The organism is Brevibacterium sp. UMB1308A (assembly GCF_030230605.1).
Lineage (GTDB): Bacteria > Actinomycetota > Actinomycetes > Actinomycetales > Brevibacteriaceae > Brevibacterium.
Genome location: NZ_JASPDO010000003.1, coordinates 13962 through 30997, shown reverse-complemented (window position 1 = coordinate 30997; position 17036 = coordinate 13962). Strand labels below are relative to the sequence as shown.

The 17036-nt window shown below is 56.7% G+C and carries 19 protein-coding genes; 8 read left to right on the top strand and 11 right to left on the bottom strand.

Annotated features, from left to right (window positions below):
- Window positions 1-58: 58 nt before the first annotated feature.
- The gene (locus QP868_RS02550; RefSeq protein ID WP_284925076.1) at window positions 59-733 is read right to left on the bottom strand and encodes a Maf family protein; all 675 of its coding nucleotides are present in this window, start codon (window positions 731-733) and stop codon (window positions 59-61) included.
- Window positions 730-1602 carry an SGNH/GDSL hydrolase family protein gene (locus tag QP868_RS02545; RefSeq protein WP_284925074.1) on the bottom strand — a complete coding sequence of 291 codons (873 nt, stop codon included), beginning with the start codon at window positions 1600-1602 and terminating at the stop codon, window positions 730-732. Before QP868_RS02545 ends, QP868_RS02550 begins: the two co-directional genes overlap by 4 nt.
- A gap of 42 nt (window positions 1603-1644) precedes the next feature.
- On the opposite strand from QP868_RS02545, the gene QP868_RS02540 reads away from it, so the two are divergent.
- On the top strand, window positions 1645-3012 hold the full coding sequence (locus tag QP868_RS02540; protein ID WP_284925072.1) for an AI-2E family transporter: 1368 nt from the start codon (window positions 1645-1647) through the stop codon (window positions 3010-3012).
- 63 nt (window positions 3013-3075) lie between these two features.
- Here the strand turns inward: QP868_RS02540 and greA are convergent, their stop codons facing one another.
- Together greA and QP868_RS02530 are read right to left on the bottom strand one after the other, a co-directional pair.
- Window positions 3076-3567 (bottom strand): transcription elongation factor GreA, encoded by a 492-nt coding sequence (greA, locus tag QP868_RS02535; protein WP_284925070.1) that lies wholly within the window; start codon window positions 3565-3567, stop codon window positions 3076-3078.
- Between the two features lie 101 nt (window positions 3568-3668).
- A complete protein-coding gene (locus tag QP868_RS02530) occupies window positions 3669-4064 on the bottom strand; it encodes a DUF4307 domain-containing protein (RefSeq protein WP_284925069.1) in 396 nt (131 codons plus the stop codon).
- A 77-nt stretch (window positions 4065-4141) separates the two neighbouring features.
- On the opposite strand from QP868_RS02530, the gene mca reads away from it, so the two are divergent.
- On the top strand, window positions 4142-5098 hold the full coding sequence (gene mca, locus QP868_RS02525) for a mycothiol conjugate amidase Mca (RefSeq protein ID WP_284925068.1): 957 nt from the start codon (window positions 4142-4144) through the stop codon (window positions 5096-5098).
- A complete protein-coding gene (locus QP868_RS02520) occupies window positions 5095-5397 on the top strand; it encodes a hypothetical protein (protein WP_284925067.1) in 303 nt (100 codons plus the stop codon). The genes mca and QP868_RS02520 overlap by 4 nt, the downstream gene beginning before the upstream one ends.
- Window positions 5398-5427: 30 nt before the next feature.
- On the opposite strand, the gene trhA is transcribed toward QP868_RS02520, so the two are convergent.
- Window positions 5428-6195, bottom strand: coding sequence for a PAQR family membrane homeostasis protein TrhA (gene trhA, locus QP868_RS02515; RefSeq protein ID WP_284925066.1), 768 nt, complete (start codon window positions 6193-6195; stop codon window positions 5428-5430).
- 87 nt (window positions 6196-6282) lie between these two features.
- Here trhA and QP868_RS02510 point away from each other — a divergent pair, with 87 nt between their 5' ends.
- Both QP868_RS02510 and QP868_RS02505 read left to right on the top strand, forming a co-directional pair.
- Window positions 6283-7056 carry an isoprenyl transferase gene (locus QP868_RS02510; RefSeq protein WP_284925065.1) on the top strand — a complete coding sequence of 258 codons (774 nt, stop codon included), beginning with the start codon at window positions 6283-6285 and terminating at the stop codon, window positions 7054-7056.
- Window positions 7057-7229: 173 nt separating this feature from the next.
- Complete coding sequence (locus QP868_RS02505) at window positions 7230-8552, top strand: PhoH family protein (protein ID WP_284925064.1); 1323 nt, start codon at window positions 7230-7232, stop codon at window positions 8550-8552.
- A gap of 91 nt (window positions 8553-8643) precedes the next feature.
- On the opposite strand, the gene QP868_RS02500 is transcribed toward QP868_RS02505, so the two are convergent.
- The 3 genes from QP868_RS02500 to glpX are packed head-to-tail and all read right to left on the bottom strand — an operon-like array spanning window position 8644 to window position 11812.
- A complete protein-coding gene (locus QP868_RS02500; protein WP_284925063.1) occupies window positions 8644-10050 on the bottom strand; it encodes a class II fumarate hydratase in 1407 nt (468 codons plus the stop codon).
- Window positions 10047-10694, bottom strand: a complete 648-nt coding sequence (locus QP868_RS02495) for a carbonic anhydrase (RefSeq protein WP_284925062.1) — start codon at window positions 10692-10694, stop codon at window positions 10047-10049. The genes QP868_RS02500 and QP868_RS02495 overlap by 4 nt, the downstream gene beginning before the upstream one ends.
- On the bottom strand, window positions 10694-11812 hold the full coding sequence (glpX, locus tag QP868_RS02490; RefSeq protein ID WP_284925061.1) for a class II fructose-bisphosphatase: 1119 nt from the start codon (window positions 11810-11812) through the stop codon (window positions 10694-10696). Before glpX ends, QP868_RS02495 begins: the two co-directional genes overlap by 1 nt.
- A 116-nt stretch (window positions 11813-11928) precedes the next feature.
- On the opposite strand from glpX, the gene QP868_RS02485 reads away from it, so the two are divergent.
- Window positions 11929-12495, top strand: a complete 567-nt coding sequence (locus QP868_RS02485) for a DUF4245 family protein (RefSeq protein WP_284925059.1) — start codon at window positions 11929-11931, stop codon at window positions 12493-12495.
- 27 nt (window positions 12496-12522) lie between these two features.
- Here QP868_RS02485 and QP868_RS02480 read toward each other — a convergent pair whose 3' ends face one another.
- Both QP868_RS02480 and xseA read right to left on the bottom strand, forming a co-directional pair.
- Window positions 12523-12759, bottom strand: a complete 237-nt coding sequence (locus QP868_RS02480; protein WP_284925058.1) for an exodeoxyribonuclease VII small subunit — start codon at window positions 12757-12759, stop codon at window positions 12523-12525.
- Window positions 12756-14069, bottom strand: coding sequence for an exodeoxyribonuclease VII large subunit (gene xseA, locus QP868_RS02475; RefSeq protein ID WP_284925057.1), 1314 nt, complete (start codon window positions 14067-14069; stop codon window positions 12756-12758). Before xseA ends, QP868_RS02480 begins: the two co-directional genes overlap by 4 nt.
- Window positions 14070-14172: 103 nt before the next feature.
- On the opposite strand from xseA, the gene QP868_RS02470 reads away from it, so the two are divergent.
- A complete protein-coding gene (locus QP868_RS02470) occupies window positions 14173-15228 on the top strand; it encodes a 4-hydroxy-3-methylbut-2-enyl diphosphate reductase (protein WP_284925198.1) in 1056 nt (351 codons plus the stop codon).
- 36 nt (window positions 15229-15264) lie between these two features.
- Entirely contained in the window at window positions 15265-15777 is a 513-nt protein-coding gene (locus QP868_RS02465; protein WP_005884446.1) for a ferritin, read from the top strand.
- A 91-nt stretch (window positions 15778-15868) separates the two neighbouring features.
- Here the strand turns inward: QP868_RS02465 and QP868_RS02460 are convergent, their stop codons facing one another.
- Window positions 15869-17014: a DNA recombination protein RmuC gene (locus tag QP868_RS02460; RefSeq protein ID WP_284925055.1), complete on the bottom strand. Its 1146-nt coding sequence runs from the start codon at window positions 17012-17014 to the stop codon at window positions 15869-15871.
- Window positions 17015-17036: the final 22 nt, after the last annotated feature.

The window sequence follows — 17036 nt, the reverse complement described above, 5'->3', positions numbered from 1 at the left end:
AGGCAAATCTATGAGAGCTTGCTACCGTCTCCAAATCTTTTGTAGACACGCTACAAAACTACGTGGAAGTTATTTTCCATAGATCTGGCCAGCTGATGCCTAAACCAGTGATCAGGGTGCGGGCAAGCGGAATACTCAACCCAATGACGTTTGTGTGATCACCTTCGAGTGATTCAACAAACGCCGCCCCGTACCCGTCGATCGTCAGGGCGCCGGCTACATGGAACGGTTCGCCTGTTTTGCAGTAGGCTGCAATCTCTTCGTCGCTGATGTCAGCGGTGTGAAGCGTGGTTGAACCAACAGCGTCAGCCTGGTCAATCAGATCCCAACCCGCGCGCCCTCTGCGCAACAGAGCAACACTGTGCCCCGTGTGCAGAACAGCCGACTTTCCACGTAAACGCTTCCACACCTCGGCCGTGGCCGGTGCGTTACCCGGTTTGCCCACCGACTCACCGTTTAACTCCAGAAGCGAATCGCACGCGATCAGAACGCACGTGTCTGCCGTACCCACAAGGTTTTCGTGCAGGTCCTGTGCCAGAGCCGTGGTGACCGCGCGCGCTTTCGTTTGCGCCAAAAGAGCGACCTCGTCGATCACGGACTGAGGAGAAAGCTCGTCAACAACAGCGTGCTCGTCGACCTGCGGGCGAATAACAACCGGCTCAATCCCGGCTTGCCGCAACAGGGACAGTCGGCTGGGCGAACTCGAAGCAAGGACGGTGGTGACAGTGCTCACTTTTGCTCCTCCGAATCGGGTGTAGACGAAATTTGCGACTCAAGATCGGCTGAAATGCGTGCAAGAACAGCGGCCACGATCTGCTTATATCCCAGGGGAGAAGGGCTACGACGCGAATCAGCCAGCAACCCTACCTGCGCGGTGCCTGAGAGCACCTGGTTAAGAGAAATGGGAAGCGCGTGCGAACTCACCGCCATGAGCCACTGCGAACCAGACACCACGCGTGAAGAACGACGAAGAATGGTGCGAAGCGGGCGACGCACCCCAGGAAGTAGCCCCAGGTTAGGGCACGTGAGAACCACAACCCGGTAGCCGCCTTCACGCTCCAAACGGTTGAGAGCACTACTAAAAACAGCGACACCACTACGGGTCACACTGGGGCGAACAAGGTCCGCAGACCCCATCGAGATAACCGCAAAACGTGGCCCCGCTGAACCCAAACGCGAACGTCGCATCCTCGAGTCTGCCAACACTGTGGCAATCTGTTCACTCATCTCTTCACCTCGGGCCCCGGGCTGGGTGCAGGCGCGCACCCGGACGCGTTGTCCTAGCAAGGTGGAAAGACCTCGGCCCATGAGGGCGGCCGGGGATGGGGCGCCCGGTCCCATTCCGGCAATCCACGAATCCCCAATCACTGCCAACGCCGGCAAGTCTTCGGAGTGAGTGTCTAAGGGCGCCGAGGTGGTTCCCGCATCCGCGGACGTGTCGTCAGGGCCGATCGTCATGGCGATGTCTTCGCCAGGCAACGTGAGGTCGCGTTCGAACAGGGCGCGCATCCGGTTTGACTGCATGCGCAACAGCGCTGCCCCAGCCCCAGCTATAAGCGGGAGGGTGAGCGATGTAACAAGAAGTTTCGTGGATGCTTTCATCGGTTTGAGTCTATGAATAAAAGCAACGGTAAGCTATTTGTCATGAACTCGAAGAGCCGTCGCAAACCCATTTTGGGTAGGTGGTTGCGCAATGTGGACAAGGTTCGCGAAGAAGAGCCGGAACCCACACAGGCAATCAGCCTGGACGATTTTAATGACCGTGAAATTGAGCAAGCACGCGAAGAAAGCCAGAAACCCCCGTACGTTGCGCCCGGACTGAAGCTGGCTGCGGCGTGGAGTTGGCGATCCCTGGTCGTTATTGCTGCTGTTGCGGTGGCATTCTGGGGGCTGTCGAAGGTCTCAATTTTGGTGCTGCCGTGTTTGATTGCGCTTCTTCTCGCGGCCTTGATGGCACCAGTTGTGAGTTTCCTTGACCGCCACAAGTGGCCGCACATGCTTTCCGTGATCACCACGTTTCTTGGTTTTATTCTTGTGGTCTTGGGGCTTCTGGCATTTACAGGTCAGCAGATTGTGGTCGGTTTTCCTGCCCTTGCTCACCAGGTCGTTCTGGGTGTCAACAAACTGAACGCGTTTGTTCAGAACAACCCGTTTGGTGTTGATTCCACAGTCATCACAAACTATCTCGACGAGCTCAGCACCAAGGCACTCGACTGGCTTCAGCAGTCACAGGGCCAGATCGCTTCCGGTGCGTTGGGGGCCGCATCGAGTATTGGCAACTTTGTCACCGGCATGTTGATCACCCTGTTTGCATCGTTCTTCTTCTTGTATGACGGCGGACGTATCTTCCAGTGGTTTGTGCGTCTGCTACCCAAACCAGCCCAACCGAAGTCGGTTGCCGCTGCAGTCAACGGATGGAACACACTTGTTCAGTACGTACGCGTCCAAGTGCTCGTTGCCGGCATTGACGCTGTAGGTATTGGTATCGGTGCCTTTGCTCTGGGTATTCCGCTGGCCTTTCCGCTGACGGTGCTGGTGTTTTTGGCATCCTTCATTCCTCTGGTAGGTGCCGTGCTGACCGGCGTTATCGCCGTGCTCGTGGCTCTCGTTTCCAAAGGCCTAGTCACTGCCATCATCATGCTCATTGTGGTGGTCGGTGTTCAGCAACTCGAAGGAAATGTGTTACAACCCTTCCTCATGGGTAAGGCCGTTGCGGTTCACCCGTTGGCTGTTGTTTTGGCAGTTACCGGTGGCGGTGTGTTGTACGGTATCCCAGGTGCGCTGTTCGCTGTTCCTTTTGTCGCCATGCTTAACACGGTGGTGCTCACCTTGAGCGGAAACCCCGAATATATGAAGAAAGCTAACGAAGCGTTGGCGAAGATCAAAGGAGATAGCGAAGCTTTAACGAAAGCGAAAAAAGCCACTTCAGAACAGGTGGAAGCTCAAAAGGCAAAGCAGGATGCGGAGGCTGAGGAGCCACAACACGGAGCGGAAACGACTGCTGAGAAGTAGGTGCGGGGCATGAGAAAAGCCGTGGAACCAGAAGGTTCCACGGCTTTTCTCACGCCCCGCGAATCAGTAAGCTTTTGCCGATTCGATAGTGACTTCGATCATGCGACCGTTAGGAGCTTCGTACTCCACTTTGTCGCCTACCTTCTTACCGTTCACGGCTGCACCCAAAGGTGACTTTTCAGAGAAGACGTCGATGTCGTCTTCTTCTGAGATGATTTCGCGCGAGCCCAACAGGAACTCGATCTTGCGACGTCCCATCTTCAGAGTGACGAGCTTGCCGGGAGTAACGGTCGAATCATCGCCATCCGCTTCGCTCACGTTTGCGTTTTGCAACAGGTGCTCGAGTTCGCGAATACGCGCTTCGAGCTTTCCTTGTTCTTCACGTGCTGCGTGGTAGCCACCGTTTTCTTTGAGATCGCCTTCGTCACGAGCAGCTTCGATGCGCTCGGCAATTTCCGTGCGACCGGGTCCCGACAGATGCTCGAGCTCCTTGGTGAGACGTTCAAACGCTTGGGGCGTGAGCCACGTCTGGTCTGCGGTGTTTTCCGCGGTCATAATTGTGCCTTTCTATGCTGCGCCAGTGGTCGTTTGGCTAGCTGGAACAAAACATATCCCGGGTTCCTTTGGTGGAACTCGGGATAGTTTAAACCGCTATCTTATCCCACATAGGCACAAGATTCCACGTTTCCTTGTGCTCCTTTTTGGGTAGTGCGAATGTCGACACTGTCGTGGTGCATAGATGCCGAGGTCGCTTGGGGGTCTGCGGGAATCGTGACTTCTTTGTAGCCCACGACTGCTTCGAACTGGTTCCGAATGACAGCTGCACACCGGATATCCCGTTGGGGATCGGGGACTATGGAGAAAGTCACAGAGGCGTTAGCGGCGTCATGAGCTGTGAAGTGTGACGTTTGAGGTGCATGCGGGTGGGTACGTGGTTTAAATGCGAGAAATGCCGCTCCGGCAATCAAAATGACGACGACGCAGGTCAGTGCCAACAGAAGTGGGCGTCTGTTAACGCCCTGGCGACCGTACCGAGAGTCAAGTGATTCCATGGGAGCTTTCGTAAACGCGAGGCAAAACGACTAATCTATGATAGTTGCTTTCATCATATAGATCTCTAAGGAGATGCATGTATTCGGCCCTTCGGATGCTCGCCGTTCACGCACACCCAGACGACGAATCGTCTAAAGGTGCGGCCACAACAGCTCTGTACACCTCGTTGGGCGCCCAAGTTTTGATTGCAACCATGACCGGGGGAGAAGCCGGTGACATTCTCAATCCTGCCCTAGCCGACTCCCCGGCGGCAGAACGTGACATTGCGGAACTACGCCGCCGTGAAATGGCCACTGCGGCGTCGATTCTGGGTGCTGATCACCAGTGGGTAGGGTTTGTTGACTCGGGACTTCCCGACGGCGACTTTGAGACCCAGGTTCCTCACGGGTGCTTCTACCGGGTCCCTGCCCATGTTGCTGCGCGTCCTTTGGTCAACATCATTCGGCGATTTAAGCCGCATGTCATCACCACATATGACGAACTGGGCGGTTACCCACACCCCGATCACATCCACACGCACACGGTGACGATGGCTGCGATTCAAGCGGCGGCTGATCCTACGGAACACCCTGAACTGGGAGAACCGTGGAATGTGCAAAAGGTGTACTACAACCAGGATCTATCTCCCGCTAAGTGGATGCGGGTTCATGCTCTCCTTGAAGAGAAAGGGCTCGAATCACCACTTGCGGGCATGGTGAAAAAGTATAAAGAGCGACCCGCACGCGAAACCTGGCTCACTGCACGTATCGAATCGCAGGAGTTTATGGATACGGCACGCCGGGCACTTCTCGCTCACGCAACCCAAATCGACCCCAATGGCGGTTTCTTCTCTGACATCCGTAAGCTCGCCTCGGAATACTGGCCAACAGAGGAGTTTGAACTCGCAGTCGACAACACGGGTCGTGGACTTGATCCTCGTGCAGATTTCGTCGAAAGTGATCTCTTCGCAGGAGTGACTCTGGAAGACGGCACGGTCATTGGCGAAGACGAACTGAAGCAAGCGTGTGCCCAACGTTCAGGAGAACAGTCATGACAGCCATGACAATGACCACCATCGCCCTATGGGCAGCGACCGCACCGCCCACTAAAAAACCCATTCCCGACGAAGAACTCGTAACACCTGGGACAATCGGATTCCTCATCACGTTTGCGGTAGTCGTTGCCGGAATCGTGCTGGCGAACCTCGCTGCACGTAAAGTGCGAAAGCTACGAGCCCGTGATGGGGCCGTTGAGTCGAACGCTCTGCCCGTGCGCGTGGATCCCCGCCAGTCGCGAGAAGAAGCAGAAGCGATCATGGAGCAAAAACAGCGCAACCAGAAGGACGAATCCTAACCGGGAACCGCCTCGGCGGTCTTTGCTCCCCTAGAGCGCGGCTACTGCCGACACGAGAATTGCCGCTAAATGGCACCCGTAACCAATCACGGTTGCGGTGTGGAAAATTTCGTGGAAACCGAACTGCGCTGGAAACGGGTTGGGGCGCTTCAACGCGTAAATGACAGCGCCCGTAATGTAGGAGGCGCCACCGATCACAATGAGGATTCCCGCGGCCAAGTTGTGCATCCACATGGACGGGATGAAACCAATTCCGGCGATTCCAATGCCAATGTACACAGGGACGAAAAGCCAGCGCGGGGCACTGATCCAGATGAGGCGGAAAATCACGCCCAAAATAGCGCCTGTCCAAATGATGCCCAGAAGCCACCACGACGCAGGCGGGTCCAAAAGCAACACCGCAAGTGGCGTGTACGTTCCAGCGGTGATGAGGAAAATGTTGGCGTGGTCGAGTCGGCGCAATAGGATGCGCACGCGCACCCGCCACGAACCTCGGTGATACATGGCAGACGTTCCGAACAGCATCATGCCCGTGATAGCGAAAATCGCGGACGCGAGGCGTGAAGCGATCGTGGGACACAAAATGACAGCAGCAAGTCCACCAGCGACGGCCAGGGGGAACGCACCTGCGTGAATCCAGCCACGCCAACTGGGGCGTATTTCCATAAAGCGCGTGATGTCGACGCGCAAATTGCGCAACCGGCGGGCGTGCTGAGACTTCGCCGCCGCTAGTTTTCTGTCACGTTTCTTGTCGCGATTTCTGTCACTGACCGGATCGAGTGTGTCATGAGCGCCCATATACCTATTCTAGGCGGTGCGCTCTGAGCCTCAGACTCGGTCCATAATCAAGTTATACAGTAGTGGTAGAGATTTGGAGGAGGGCGAGTGCGCAGGCAAATCGCAGGCTGGCTGTATCGGTTGTACAACCGTCAGATCGTGCGCGAACTCGCCCCGTCAGACCGGATTCCACGGCATGTGGGCGTGATTACCGACGGCAACCGCAGATGGGCCAAAGAGTTCGGCGCAACCACTGAACAGGGCCATAGGGCCGGGGCGCAAAAGATCGTTGAGTTCCTGGGGTGGTGCGATGAAATTGGCATCGAAGTCGTCACCCTGTACGTGCTGTCACGCGAAAACCTGCAGCGCACTCCGGATGAAGTTGAAGCCTTGGTCGCCATCATCTCTGACATGGTTGAGCAGATCGCCCAGTCAGACACATACGCCGTGAACCTGGTGGGTGATTTGAGCGTTCTGCCTGAACCGCTACGTGCCAGGCTGGAAAAAGCGCAAGAGAGCTCACGTGGCGGCCAGCCCAGTGTGCACGTCAACGTGGCCGTGGGGTACGGCGGGCGCCAGGAAATCGTTAACGCAATCAAGTCGTATTTGCGAGCAGAGTCCGCCGCAGGCACCAGCATGGAAGACGCGATTAACGCGTTGACAGAAGAAAGCCTGGCAGAACACTTGTACACCAAGGGACAACCGGACCCCGACCTCATCATCCGTTCTTCAGGGGAACAAAGGTTAAGTGGGTTCCTCATCTGGCAAAGCGCATACTCTGAGTTCTTCTTCTGTGAAGCCTACTGGCCTGCGTTCAGAAAGACCGACTTTTTGCGAGCCGTGCGCGACTACTCGCAAAGACAGCGCCGCTACGGCAAATAAGCCAGTTCACAACTCATTCACCTAAACGTCATCGACCCGCCGAGCCGGGCCCCACCTCGGGCATGGATTCTCACGTTAGGTTGGAAACAGTTGGTGAGGGACCAACCCGAGGTGTCAGCCTCGTCGGGGAAGGATTGAGTAGGGCACCTTGGACCTTAAGTACAGGGGAGCCCATGACTACCACTGTTCACACGTACGTACTCGATACTTCTGTTCTTCTTTCTGACCCGCGCGCAATCTACCGCTTCGATGAACACGATGTGGTGATCCCGCTCATTGTGGTAAGTGAGCTGGAAGCGAAAAGGCATCATCCGGAATTGGGTTTCACAGCGCGCCGAGCGTTGGGAATTCTGGATGATTTGCGCGAGGAGTTTGGGCGTTTAGACGCACCGATTCCGATTGGCAGCGAAGGTGGCACGTTGCGTGTCGAGCTCAACCACGTTGACGCGTCAGGTTTGCCGGTGGCTTTTGACCGGGGGGAAAACGACACGCGGATTCTCGCTGTTGCGCGTAATTTGCAGGCTGAAGGGCATTCGGTTGTTGTTGTGACCAAGGATGTGCCCATGCGTGTCAAAGCGTCCGCGCTTGGTCTGGCCGCGGAAGCGTACTTGGCTGAACAGGCCGTGGATTCTGGTTACACGGGTCTGAGTGAACTCATGTTGGATGAAGCGGAAATGGCTCAGTTGTTTGACTCAGGTTTCGTTGAAACCAAGGCCGCCGGCGCCGAGGTGTTAAATACCGGGCTGGTTTTGTCCTCTTCGCGTGGTTCCGGGTTAGGGCGCGTGGTAGCGCTTAACGAGCAGGCAGGCACGGGGACGATCAAGCTGGTTCGTGGTGACCGTGACGTGTTTGGCATCCACGGCAGGTCGGCTGAACAGCGTATCGCTTTGGACATGCTCACCGACGAAGAAGTGGGCATTGTGTCCTTGGGTGGGCGTGCTGGAACTGGTAAATCAGCAATGGCTCTCATGGCTGGTTTGCAGGCGGTTCTAGAGGACCGCACGCACGAAAAAATCATGGTGTTCCGGCCACTGTACGCAGTTGGTGGTCAAAACCTGGGGTACTTGCCTGGCGATGAGTCAGACAAGATGAACCCGTGGGCAGAAGCAGTATTCGACACTCTGGGAGCACTGGTCTCCCGCAACGTCATCGACGAGGTGATTCACCGTGGCATGTTGGAAGTTCTCCCGCTCACGCACATTCGAGGTCGCTCATTGCACGACGCGTTCGTCATCGTGGACGAAGCGCAGTCGCTGGAACGCACCGTCCTCCTCACTGTGCTTTCACGCTTGGGGCAAAATTCCCGGGTGGTACTCACGCACGATGTAGCTCAGCGTGACAACCTGCGGGTGGGACGCCATGACGGTATTTCAGCCGTCATTGAAAAACTCAAAGGACACAAGCTGTTCGCGCACATCACTCTGACACGTTCGGAGCGTTCTGCGATTGCGGCACTGGTAACCCAAGTGCTCGAAGAGTTCGACATGCACACGTAACTCCCAACGCACCACCTCACGCTAACGAAGCGGCGCCCCACACCAAACTGGTGTGGGGCGCCGGACTTTCTACGACCTCGGCGGTCTTTTACTAGCGGTTGAACTCACCCAGCATGGTGGTCACGTCAAGCGCCTTATCCAGGTCTTCTTCCGTGATGGTGCCGTTTTCTACGTAGCCCAGCTCCACCGTCGCTTCTTTCACCGTCATCTTGTTGTTAACAGCGTGCTTAGCGATCTTGGCGGCAGCTTCGTAACCGATGACCTTGTTCAGCGGAGTCACGATCGAAGGGGAAGCTTCTGCGAGGAAGCGGCAACGGTCTTCGTTGGCTTCCAGACCCTTGATCATCTTGTCGGCCATAACGCGGCTGGAGTTGGCCAACAGGCGGATCGACTCCAGCAGGTTCGAAGCCATGACTGGGATACCCACGTTGAGCTCGAACGCGCCGTTGGTCGAGGACAGCGACACGGCGGTGTCATTACCAACCACCTGTGCGCATACCTGGATAACAGCCTCACAAATAACCGGGTTGACCTTACCGGGCATGATCGACGAGCCAGGCTGCAGATCAGGAATGTGAAGTTCACCCAGACCCGTGTTGGGGCCCGAACCCATCCAGCGGATGTCGTTGTTGATCTTCATGTACGAGTACGCGATGTTGCGCAACTGACCGGACGCTTCAACCAGACCGTCACGGTTGGCCTGAGCCTCGAAGTGGTTACGTGCTTCCGTGATAGGCAGACCGGTCTGTTCGGCCAGGTACTTCACAACGGCCTGCGGGAACCCTTCAGGTGTGTTGATTCCGGTACCGGTTGCGGTTCCACCCATAGGAACTTCAGCAACACGCGGCAGCGAAGCTTCGATACGTTCGATGCCGTAACGCACCTGGGCGGCGTAACCGGAGAACTCCTGACCCAAGGTCACTGGGGTGGCGTCCATGAGGTGAGTACGGCCAGACTTCACAATGTTGCGGAACTCAGTGGCCTTCTCTTCCAGCGCGCTCGCCAGGTAGTCCATGGCAGGAACCAGATCATTCACTAGAGCCTGGGTGACGGCTACGTGTACCGAGGTGGGGTAGACGTCGTTGGACGACTGTGACGCGTTGACGTGGTCGTTGGGGTGGATCTCAGAGTCCTGGCCTTCAACAGCACGGTTGGCCAGGGTTGCAATGACCTCATTGGTGTTCATGTTTGACGAGGTACCTGAACCGGTCTGGAACACGTCAATAGGGAATTCGCCGTTGTGGGTCCCAGCGATGACTTCCTCAGCTGCGGCGATGATCGCCTTGGCACGGGTGTCGTCAAGAACGCCGAGGTCGTTGTTGGCTCGTGCGCACGCCTTCTTCACGTGCCCCAGGGCGGCGATGTTGGCAGCTTCGAGTGGTTTGCCAGAGATGGGGAAGTTTTCAACTGCGCGCTGGGTCTGAGCGCGGTACAGGGCGTTGACGGGGACTTTAACCTCACCCATGGTGTCGTGTTCAATGCGGAATTCTTGGCTCACTGTGTCTCCTTGCTGTCGGTGTTGAGTTCGCCGCGAACGGCAACAACATTTACTTTTCCGTCCGCCAGAGCGTAGGTGAGACCCACGAGTGCGGTACGGCCTTCATTTACTGCTTTACGAATGGTGTAGGAACGTGCGTAGAGCCGTTCCACGGTGTCGACGGTGTTCTGTTCCACTGCCGCCCCGATGTCGTTCTTGCCTTGCGAGTGGGCGCGGGCGACTGCGGGAAGGATGTTGGATACGACGTCGTCAACGAAACCGCCAGGGAACGTTCCGTTCTGGTAGGCGTCGACGGACGCGGTGACAGCGCCGCAGGAGTCGTGTCCCAGAACTACGACGAGCGGGGTTCCTAGTTGTTCGACACCGTATTCCAGGCTGCCAATCGTGACAGAGTCGGTGACCTGCCCGGCTGTGCGGACCACAAACATTTCGCCTAGGCCTACGTCAAAGATCAGTTCAGCTGCAACACGAGAGTCAGAGCAACCGAACAGCGTCGAGAAAGGCAATTGCGAAGTGCGGAGTTCGCGCCGCCTCGTGGCGTCCTGTTGAGCATGTTCCGGGGTATCTGTCACAAAGCGTTTGTTTCCGTCGATCAGACGGTCAAATGCCGCTTGTGGGGTGTTGTATGTACGGGAGTTGGGCATTAAACAAGACCCCTGCGAGCTGCTTCCCGGGCAGCTTCTTCATACGAGTGGGTCTTTTCAATGCGGTGTTCTGCGTACACGTTGCGCACAGTTCCGGACTTGGAACGCATGACAAGCGAGTGGGTCATGACGTGCTGGCCCTCATAACGCACTCCGTCCAGGAGGTCGCCGGTGGTGATACCGGTGGCGACGAAGTACGTGTTGTCGCTTTTGACCAGGTCATCAGTGGAAAGAACCGTGTCTAGTTTCAGACCGGCGTCGATTGCACCTTGGCGTTCTTCGTCGGACTGTGGCCATAGGCGACCTTGAATGACTCCGCCCATCGCTTTGACTGCGCATGCTGTGATAATGCCTTCGGGGGTTCCACCGATTCCCATGAGGAGATCGGTTCCGGTGTTGGGGCGGCACGCCGCAATGGCCCCTGCGACGTCACCGTCTGAGATCAGTTTGATGCGGGCTCCGGCATCGCGGACTTCTTGGATGAGTTCCTTGTGGCGCGGACGGTCCAGAATCACGACAGTGACGGCTGATGCGTCGTCGGTGCTTCCTTTAACCTTGGCCACACGGCGGATGTTTTCGCTTACGGGCAAGCGCAGATCAACGACGTCAGCGTATTGGTCGCTGGCGACGAGTTTCTCCATATAGAACACGGCTGAAGGGTCATACATGGAACCACCTTCGGACACTGCCATCACAGCGATCGCGCCGGGCATACCTTTAGCCGTCAAAGTGGTTCCATCGATGGGATCGACGGCGACGTCTACGTGGGCGCCTGTCCCGTCACCCACTTTTTCGCCGTTAAACAACATGGGGGCTTCATCTTTTTCGCCTTCGCCAATGACGACGGTGCCATCCATGCGGACGGTCGAGATGACATTGCGCATTGCTGCGACGGCAGCGCCGTCGGCAGCGAGCTTTTCCCCGCGACCAGCCCACGGTCCAGCGGCAATTGCTGCCGCCTCGGTCACGCGGACCAATTCGAGCGCGAGGTTACGATCGGGTTCGCCTTCTTCGATGCGGAGTCGCTGGGACCACTCATCGGTCACAGCAACGGGTTCGGTTTCTGCACGCCCGCCATTGTGGTGAGCCTTTTCTTGTGACGCATTCAGCTCTGTCATATCTTCATTGTGCCACTAACGACGTTTCAGTTTGCGGTGGGTTAGAGAGAAGATGGGCAGGTGAGCTTTTTCACCGTGCGTTTGTGAGTTGCGAACAGTGTGGGCACAATACTGGGGTGACTGAAAAATCTGCCCAACCTCAGCCCGGCTCGCGCGCAGAGATGCGGAAACTCCGGTTGGAAGCCAACTGGATGAACATGGTGATCGCTCTGCTGGCGTGTGTTCTGATCATGGTGCTAGCGCTCATGATCGCACCTCAGCCCAAGGGTGACCCCATTCGCAAGGTGGATGCTCAGGGAATTGGTCAAACGGCAGATGACGCAGTTGATTGGCCGGTTGCGTGGTTTGAAACTCCGGAAGGTTGGCACTCGAACGAGGCTCGGCTTGGGCCCATGGGGGAGCCGTCGGTAGAGACGTGGTACGCCTCATATGTGGGTCCCGATGAGCAGTGGTTGTCGATCCGTCAAGCACAGGCCGAAGAAGATTGGGCGAAGTCATTTGTCAAGGAGTTCGCGCCTGTTGGGGAGCAGAACATTCAAGGTGTGAAGTTCGCAACCTATGAAGGCAAGAACCGCGAACAGGCGTTCGTAGGTCAAGCCAATGGGACCTGGTTTGTGGTTCAGGCGGTCGCCACGGCTGAGTCTGTTGACATGTTTGTAGGGCGCGCTCTGGAGAAGCATTAGGCGCGGTGTGCGCGTGACGCGGCGAGCCTATTCTGCTTCTTGCTCTGAGCTAGTTTCGTTTTCGCCCGCTTGTTTTGCTTGAGCTTTGTCGAGAGCCTCGCGGGCGCTGTCGAGCCAAGCTTGGCACCGGTCAGCTAAGAGTTCGCCGCGCTTCCACAGGGTCAGAGATTCTTCCAAGTTGAGGTTTCCGGCTTCTAAAGCCTTGACCGTGTTCATGAGTTCTTCGCGGGCCTGTTCGTAGCTCATTTCGTTGATCTGCGTCATGGTGTGTCCTTTGTTTGGGGCGTAGTTTGCCGGTGTGGATGGATTTTCGTGACAGTGGCGTCGAAAGTGCCTTGTTCGACTGTGACGGTGAGTTTGTCGCCAGTGCTTAAATCTTGCGTGTTCCGGACTGCCGTTCCCGAGGTGTCCTGCACGATCGCGTAACCGCGGGCCAGCGTGTTGAGCGGGCTGAGGGCACGAATCTGTGTGCGGAGGTGCTCAACGGTGGCGTCTCCGTGTTGGAGTATGCGCTTAGTCAATGAAGCGGCACGCGCCCGCCAGTCGGCGATCTCTTCGGCGCGAGTAGCGATGATGGTGTGCGGGTTTGCCAATACGGGGCGACTCCGGACACTGTCGAGGCCCTTTTGTTCGTTAGTGATGAAGCGCTCAAGAATGCCTGTCATAACGGCGCGAGCTTGCATGATGTCCATGACTTCTTGGTAGAAATCAGGCACGACCCGTTTAGCGGCGTCGGTGGGGGTGGAAGCTCGGAGGTCTGCGACTTCGTCGAGGATCGGGCGGTCTGCTTCGTGACCAATTGCCGAAACGATTGGAGTTTTAGCGGCCGCTACAGCTCGGATGAGGGACTCATTCGAAAAGGGGAGGAGGTCCTCTAAGCTGCCACCACCTCGGGCGATGATAATGACGTCAACGTCTGGTCTTGCATCTAATTGATCGAGTGCAGCGATGATCTGGGTGACGGCCCCCGTGCCTTGGACTGCCGTGTTGATGACGTCGAATTCGACAGATGGCCAGCGCAGTGTGGCGTTGCGGATGACGTCTTTTTCTGCATCGGAGTTACGGCCGGTGATGAGCCCGATTTTGGTGGGCAAAAACGGGATTGGTTTTTTGAGGGCCGGGTCGAAAAGGCCCTCGGCAGCGAGCAGCCGCTTGAGACGTTCGAGGCGGGCGAGAAGTTCACCGAGTCCCACCGGGCGGATGTCGCGGGCCTGCATAGAGAGGCGACCGATTTTCATCCAGAAGTTCGCTTTGAGTTGTACGACCACGTGGTCACCGGCTTTGACGGGAGTTTCGAGCCTGTCAAGCACGTCAGAGAACACTTGAACGGGTAGTGAGATTTGGTCGTTGAGGTCGCGGATAGTGAGGTAGGAGGCTCGTCCGCGAGAGTTGAACTCGATGATTTGACCTTCGACCCACACCACGGACATGCGTTCGATGTAGCGCTTGATGTTTTTGCTTAAAAGCGAGACCGGCCACGGGTTCTCAGGAGTTGTTTCAAGCGCGGTGGCGGGCAGGCTGCTGGGAGGTTCACCACCGACTGTGCCGGGTGTGCCGCTGATCCGTGGGGCCATGACTTATCCGTTCGTGGTGTGATTGTTCGCGTGTGGGCAGTCTAACCTGGCTCTTAGTGCCAGGGTTTCTTAGAATGGTGTTGTGTCTACTGTAACTATGCCAATGCCTTCGATGCCCAGAACCCGTAAAGCACCTGAAGATATTGAACAGCCAGATGGTGAGAAGAAGGTTCTTCTGGCGGCACCTCGCGGATACTGCGCCGGTGTTGACCGTGCTGTCATCGCTGTTGAACGGGCCTTGGAGCACTATGGCGCGCCGGTGTATGTGCGTAAGGAGATTGTGCACAACCGTCACGTCGTCGAGACGTTGACCGAACGGGGCGCCATTTTCGTTGAAGAAACTGATCAGGTTCCGCACGGTGAGCGAGTGGTGTTTTCTGCTCACGGTGTTTCTCCTGCAGTGCATGAAGAAGCCGCTGAGCGGGACTTGAAGACGATTGACGCTACGTGCCCGTTGGTGACGAAGGTGCACCGGGAAGCCGTGCGCTTCGCTAAGCAGGGCTACACCATTTTGTTGGTGGGTCACGAAGGCCACGAAGAGGTCGAAGGCACCATGGGTGAAGCACCTGAGTCGATTGTGCTGGTGCAGGACCCGGCCGAGGCCCGAGAGGTTGATCTGGGTAACCCAGAGAAGCTGGTGTGGATCTCGCAGACCACGTTGAGTGTTGACGAGACGATGGAGACGGTGTCGATTCTGCGTGAACGTTTTCCGCAACTGATTGATCCGCCCAGTGACGACATTTGTTATGCGACTCAGAACCGTCAGGTGGCGGTGAAGAAGATTGCGCCACAGTGTGACTTGGTGATTGTGGTGGGGTCGAACAATTCGTCGAACACGAAGCGGCTTGTTGAAGTTGCATTGGACCACGGGGCGAAGGCTTCGTACCGCGTGGATTTTGCGCGTGAAATTGACGAGGACTGGTTTAACGGCGTGGCTACTGTTGGTGTGACGAGTGGCGCGAGTGTTCCGGACTTGTTGGTGAAGAGTGTGTTGGAGCTTTTGGCTGAATACGGCTATGCCGATGTTGAAGAAGTGCGGACTGCCGAGGAGGATTTGATGTTTAGCTTGCCTCGTGAGTTGCGTGCTGATTTGAAAGCCGCTGGTGAGAACACGTCGAATAAGAAGAATGGGGCCAACCGCGAGCACGACTTGCGGTAATTGGACAGTGGATTTTGGGTTTCTTAAGGAGGAAACATGAAGCTTGCTGACGCGTTGGAAGCGAAGTTTAACGAGCAGATCACCTTGGAGTTTGAGGCATCGATGACGTATCGCCAGTTGGCGGTTGTCGCGGATGTGCAGAGTTTTCCGGGCATGGCGCAGTGGTTGCGGGCGCAGGCCGATGAGGAAATTGTGCACGCGAACAAGTTCATTGACCACGTGGTTGACCGTGGGGGTCATGTGCAGATCGGCGACATTCCGGCGCCCAAGGTGGGTGTTGATGTGAAGCCGTTGGACCTTTTTAAGGCTGCTTTGGCGCACGAACAGAAGGTGAGCGAAGCGATTCGTGAGCTGTACCGTGCGGCCGATGCTCAAGGCGACTTGGATTCACGTCCGCTGCTCAACTGGTTCTTAGATGAACAGATTGAGGAAGAAGCAACAGTGGGTGAGATCGTGGATCAGCTTGTTTTGGCTGGGGACGATGGTAACGGCCTGTTGCGTTTGGACGCAGAGTTGGGTTCGCGGACCTCTTCTGGAACTGAGGCCTAATAGGTATAGCTTTTCTAGAGGCGCCTCCGAGTTTTCGGGGGCGCCTTTTTGTGCGCGGTAGGTGCGTTGGTTGGAGCAGGTGCGTGGCAGGTCACGTTCCTGTGTTGCGGTGCTGTGGCAGGGTTTCTGGGCTGGTGGGGTAGGCGAGTTCTTGTGCGGTGATGTTGCGGGTGGGGGTGGTGATGCCGTTGAGTTCGTCGAGTTGTGTGTTGGTGATTCCGGTCTGGGTGAGTTTGCGAGCAGTGACGAGGAACCTGGTTTCGAATGATCCGATGAAGCTGTTGTATTCCTGGGTGGCTCGCTCGAGTGTGGCGCCGAGTTTTGTCAGTCGCTCGGTGAGAAGCCCGGTGCGTTCGTAGAGTTCGGTGCCCAGTTTGAGGACTTGGGCTGCCGAGGTGGAGATGTTGTAGTGGCGCCAGTTGAGTGCGACTGTTTTGAGGAGCACGAGCAGGGTTGAGGGTGAGGCGATGACGACGTTTTTGCTGAGTGCTTGTTCGATGAGTGCCGGGTAGGTGGCGGCGGCGTGGGAGAGGAGGCCGTCAGTGGGGATGAAGCACACGACGAATTCGGGGGACTGGTCGAAGGACTTCCAGTAGGTTTTGCTGGCGAGTGCGTCGACGTGTCGAAGAAGCGCTTGAGCGTGCTGTTTAGCTGATTCCTTGTTGTTCTCGCTGAGCCGGGAAGAAAGTGGGACTTTCGCGTCGACGACGATGGTGCCTCCGCCGGGGAGGTGGACGACCATGTCGGGGCGACCGTGCTGCGTGGAGACTTGAGTGTCGAAGTCGACGTGGGGGAGTAGGCCGGAGTATTCGACGATGCGTTTGAGCTGTACTTCGCCCCAGTCACCACGCGCGGACGTGGAGTGTAGAGCGTTTGACAGTTGTGTGGTTGATGCGTGGAGTTGAGCGTTTTGTTGTGTCAGGGATGTGATGTTTTCTGACAGCCGAGCGATCTGGTCGATTCGTTCGTGGTCTTGCTTGTGCATGTGAGCCTTGAGATCACGCACGCTCGCGGCGAGAGGGCCAACTGCGGCGGTGAGCTCAGCGGCGATTGCTGCGTCTGCTTCGAGGTTGGCAGTCCGTTCGGTGAGGAGCTCTGTTTTTGTTTGAGCTTGTGCAAGTTCAACAGAGTAACGTGACCGTGCCCGTGCTGAGCCTGCTAAAAGACCCAACACGGCCCCGGCAACAAGGCCCAGAATAAGTGCCCCAAACACTACGGCGACAACTGAAATGCTCATGTTCTCACTGTGCCATGAGGCA

Excerpts from the sequence above, each read along its gene's own strand:
- QP868_RS02545 (WP_284925074.1), bottom strand. The coding sequence starts at position 1,602 with ATGAAAGCATCCACGAAACTTCTTGTTACATCGCTCACCCTCCCGCTT.
- QP868_RS02540 (WP_284925072.1), top strand. The coding sequence starts at position 1,645 with ATGAACTCGAAGAGCCGTCGCAAACCCATTTTGGGTAGGTGGTTGCGC.
- greA (WP_284925070.1), bottom strand. The coding sequence starts at position 3,567 with ATGACCGCGGAAAACACCGCAGACCAGACGTGGCTCACGCCCCAAGCG.
- QP868_RS02530 (WP_284925069.1), bottom strand. The coding sequence starts at position 4,064 with ATGGAATCACTTGACTCTCGGTACGGTCGCCAGGGCGTTAACAGACGC.
- mca (WP_284925068.1), top strand. The coding sequence starts at position 4,142 with ATGTATTCGGCCCTTCGGATGCTCGCCGTTCACGCACACCCAGACGAC.
- QP868_RS02520 (WP_284925067.1), top strand. The coding sequence starts at position 5,095 with ATGACAGCCATGACAATGACCACCATCGCCCTATGGGCAGCGACCGCA.
- trhA (WP_284925066.1), bottom strand. The coding sequence starts at position 6,195 with ATGGGCGCTCATGACACACTCGATCCGGTCAGTGACAGAAATCGCGAC.
- QP868_RS02505 (WP_284925064.1), top strand. The coding sequence starts at position 7,230 with ATGACTACCACTGTTCACACGTACGTACTCGATACTTCTGTTCTTCTT.
- QP868_RS02495 (WP_284925062.1), bottom strand. The coding sequence starts at position 10,694 with ATGCCCAACTCCCGTACATACAACACCCCACAAGCGGCATTTGACCGT.
- glpX (WP_284925061.1), bottom strand. The coding sequence starts at position 11,812 with ATGACAGAGCTGAATGCGTCACAAGAAAAGGCTCACCACAATGGCGGG.
- QP868_RS02480 (WP_284925058.1), bottom strand. The coding sequence starts at position 12,759 with ATGACGCAGATCAACGAAATGAGCTACGAACAGGCCCGCGAAGAACTC.
- xseA (WP_284925057.1), bottom strand. The coding sequence starts at position 14,069 with ATGGCCCCACGGATCAGCGGCACACCCGGCACAGTCGGTGGTGAACCT.
- QP868_RS02470 (WP_284925198.1), top strand. The coding sequence starts at position 14,173 with ATGCCTTCGATGCCCAGAACCCGTAAAGCACCTGAAGATATTGAACAG.
- QP868_RS02465 (WP_005884446.1), top strand. The coding sequence starts at position 15,265 with ATGAAGCTTGCTGACGCGTTGGAAGCGAAGTTTAACGAGCAGATCACC.
- QP868_RS02460 (WP_284925055.1), bottom strand. The coding sequence starts at position 17,014 with ATGAGCATTTCAGTTGTCGCCGTAGTGTTTGGGGCACTTATTCTGGGC.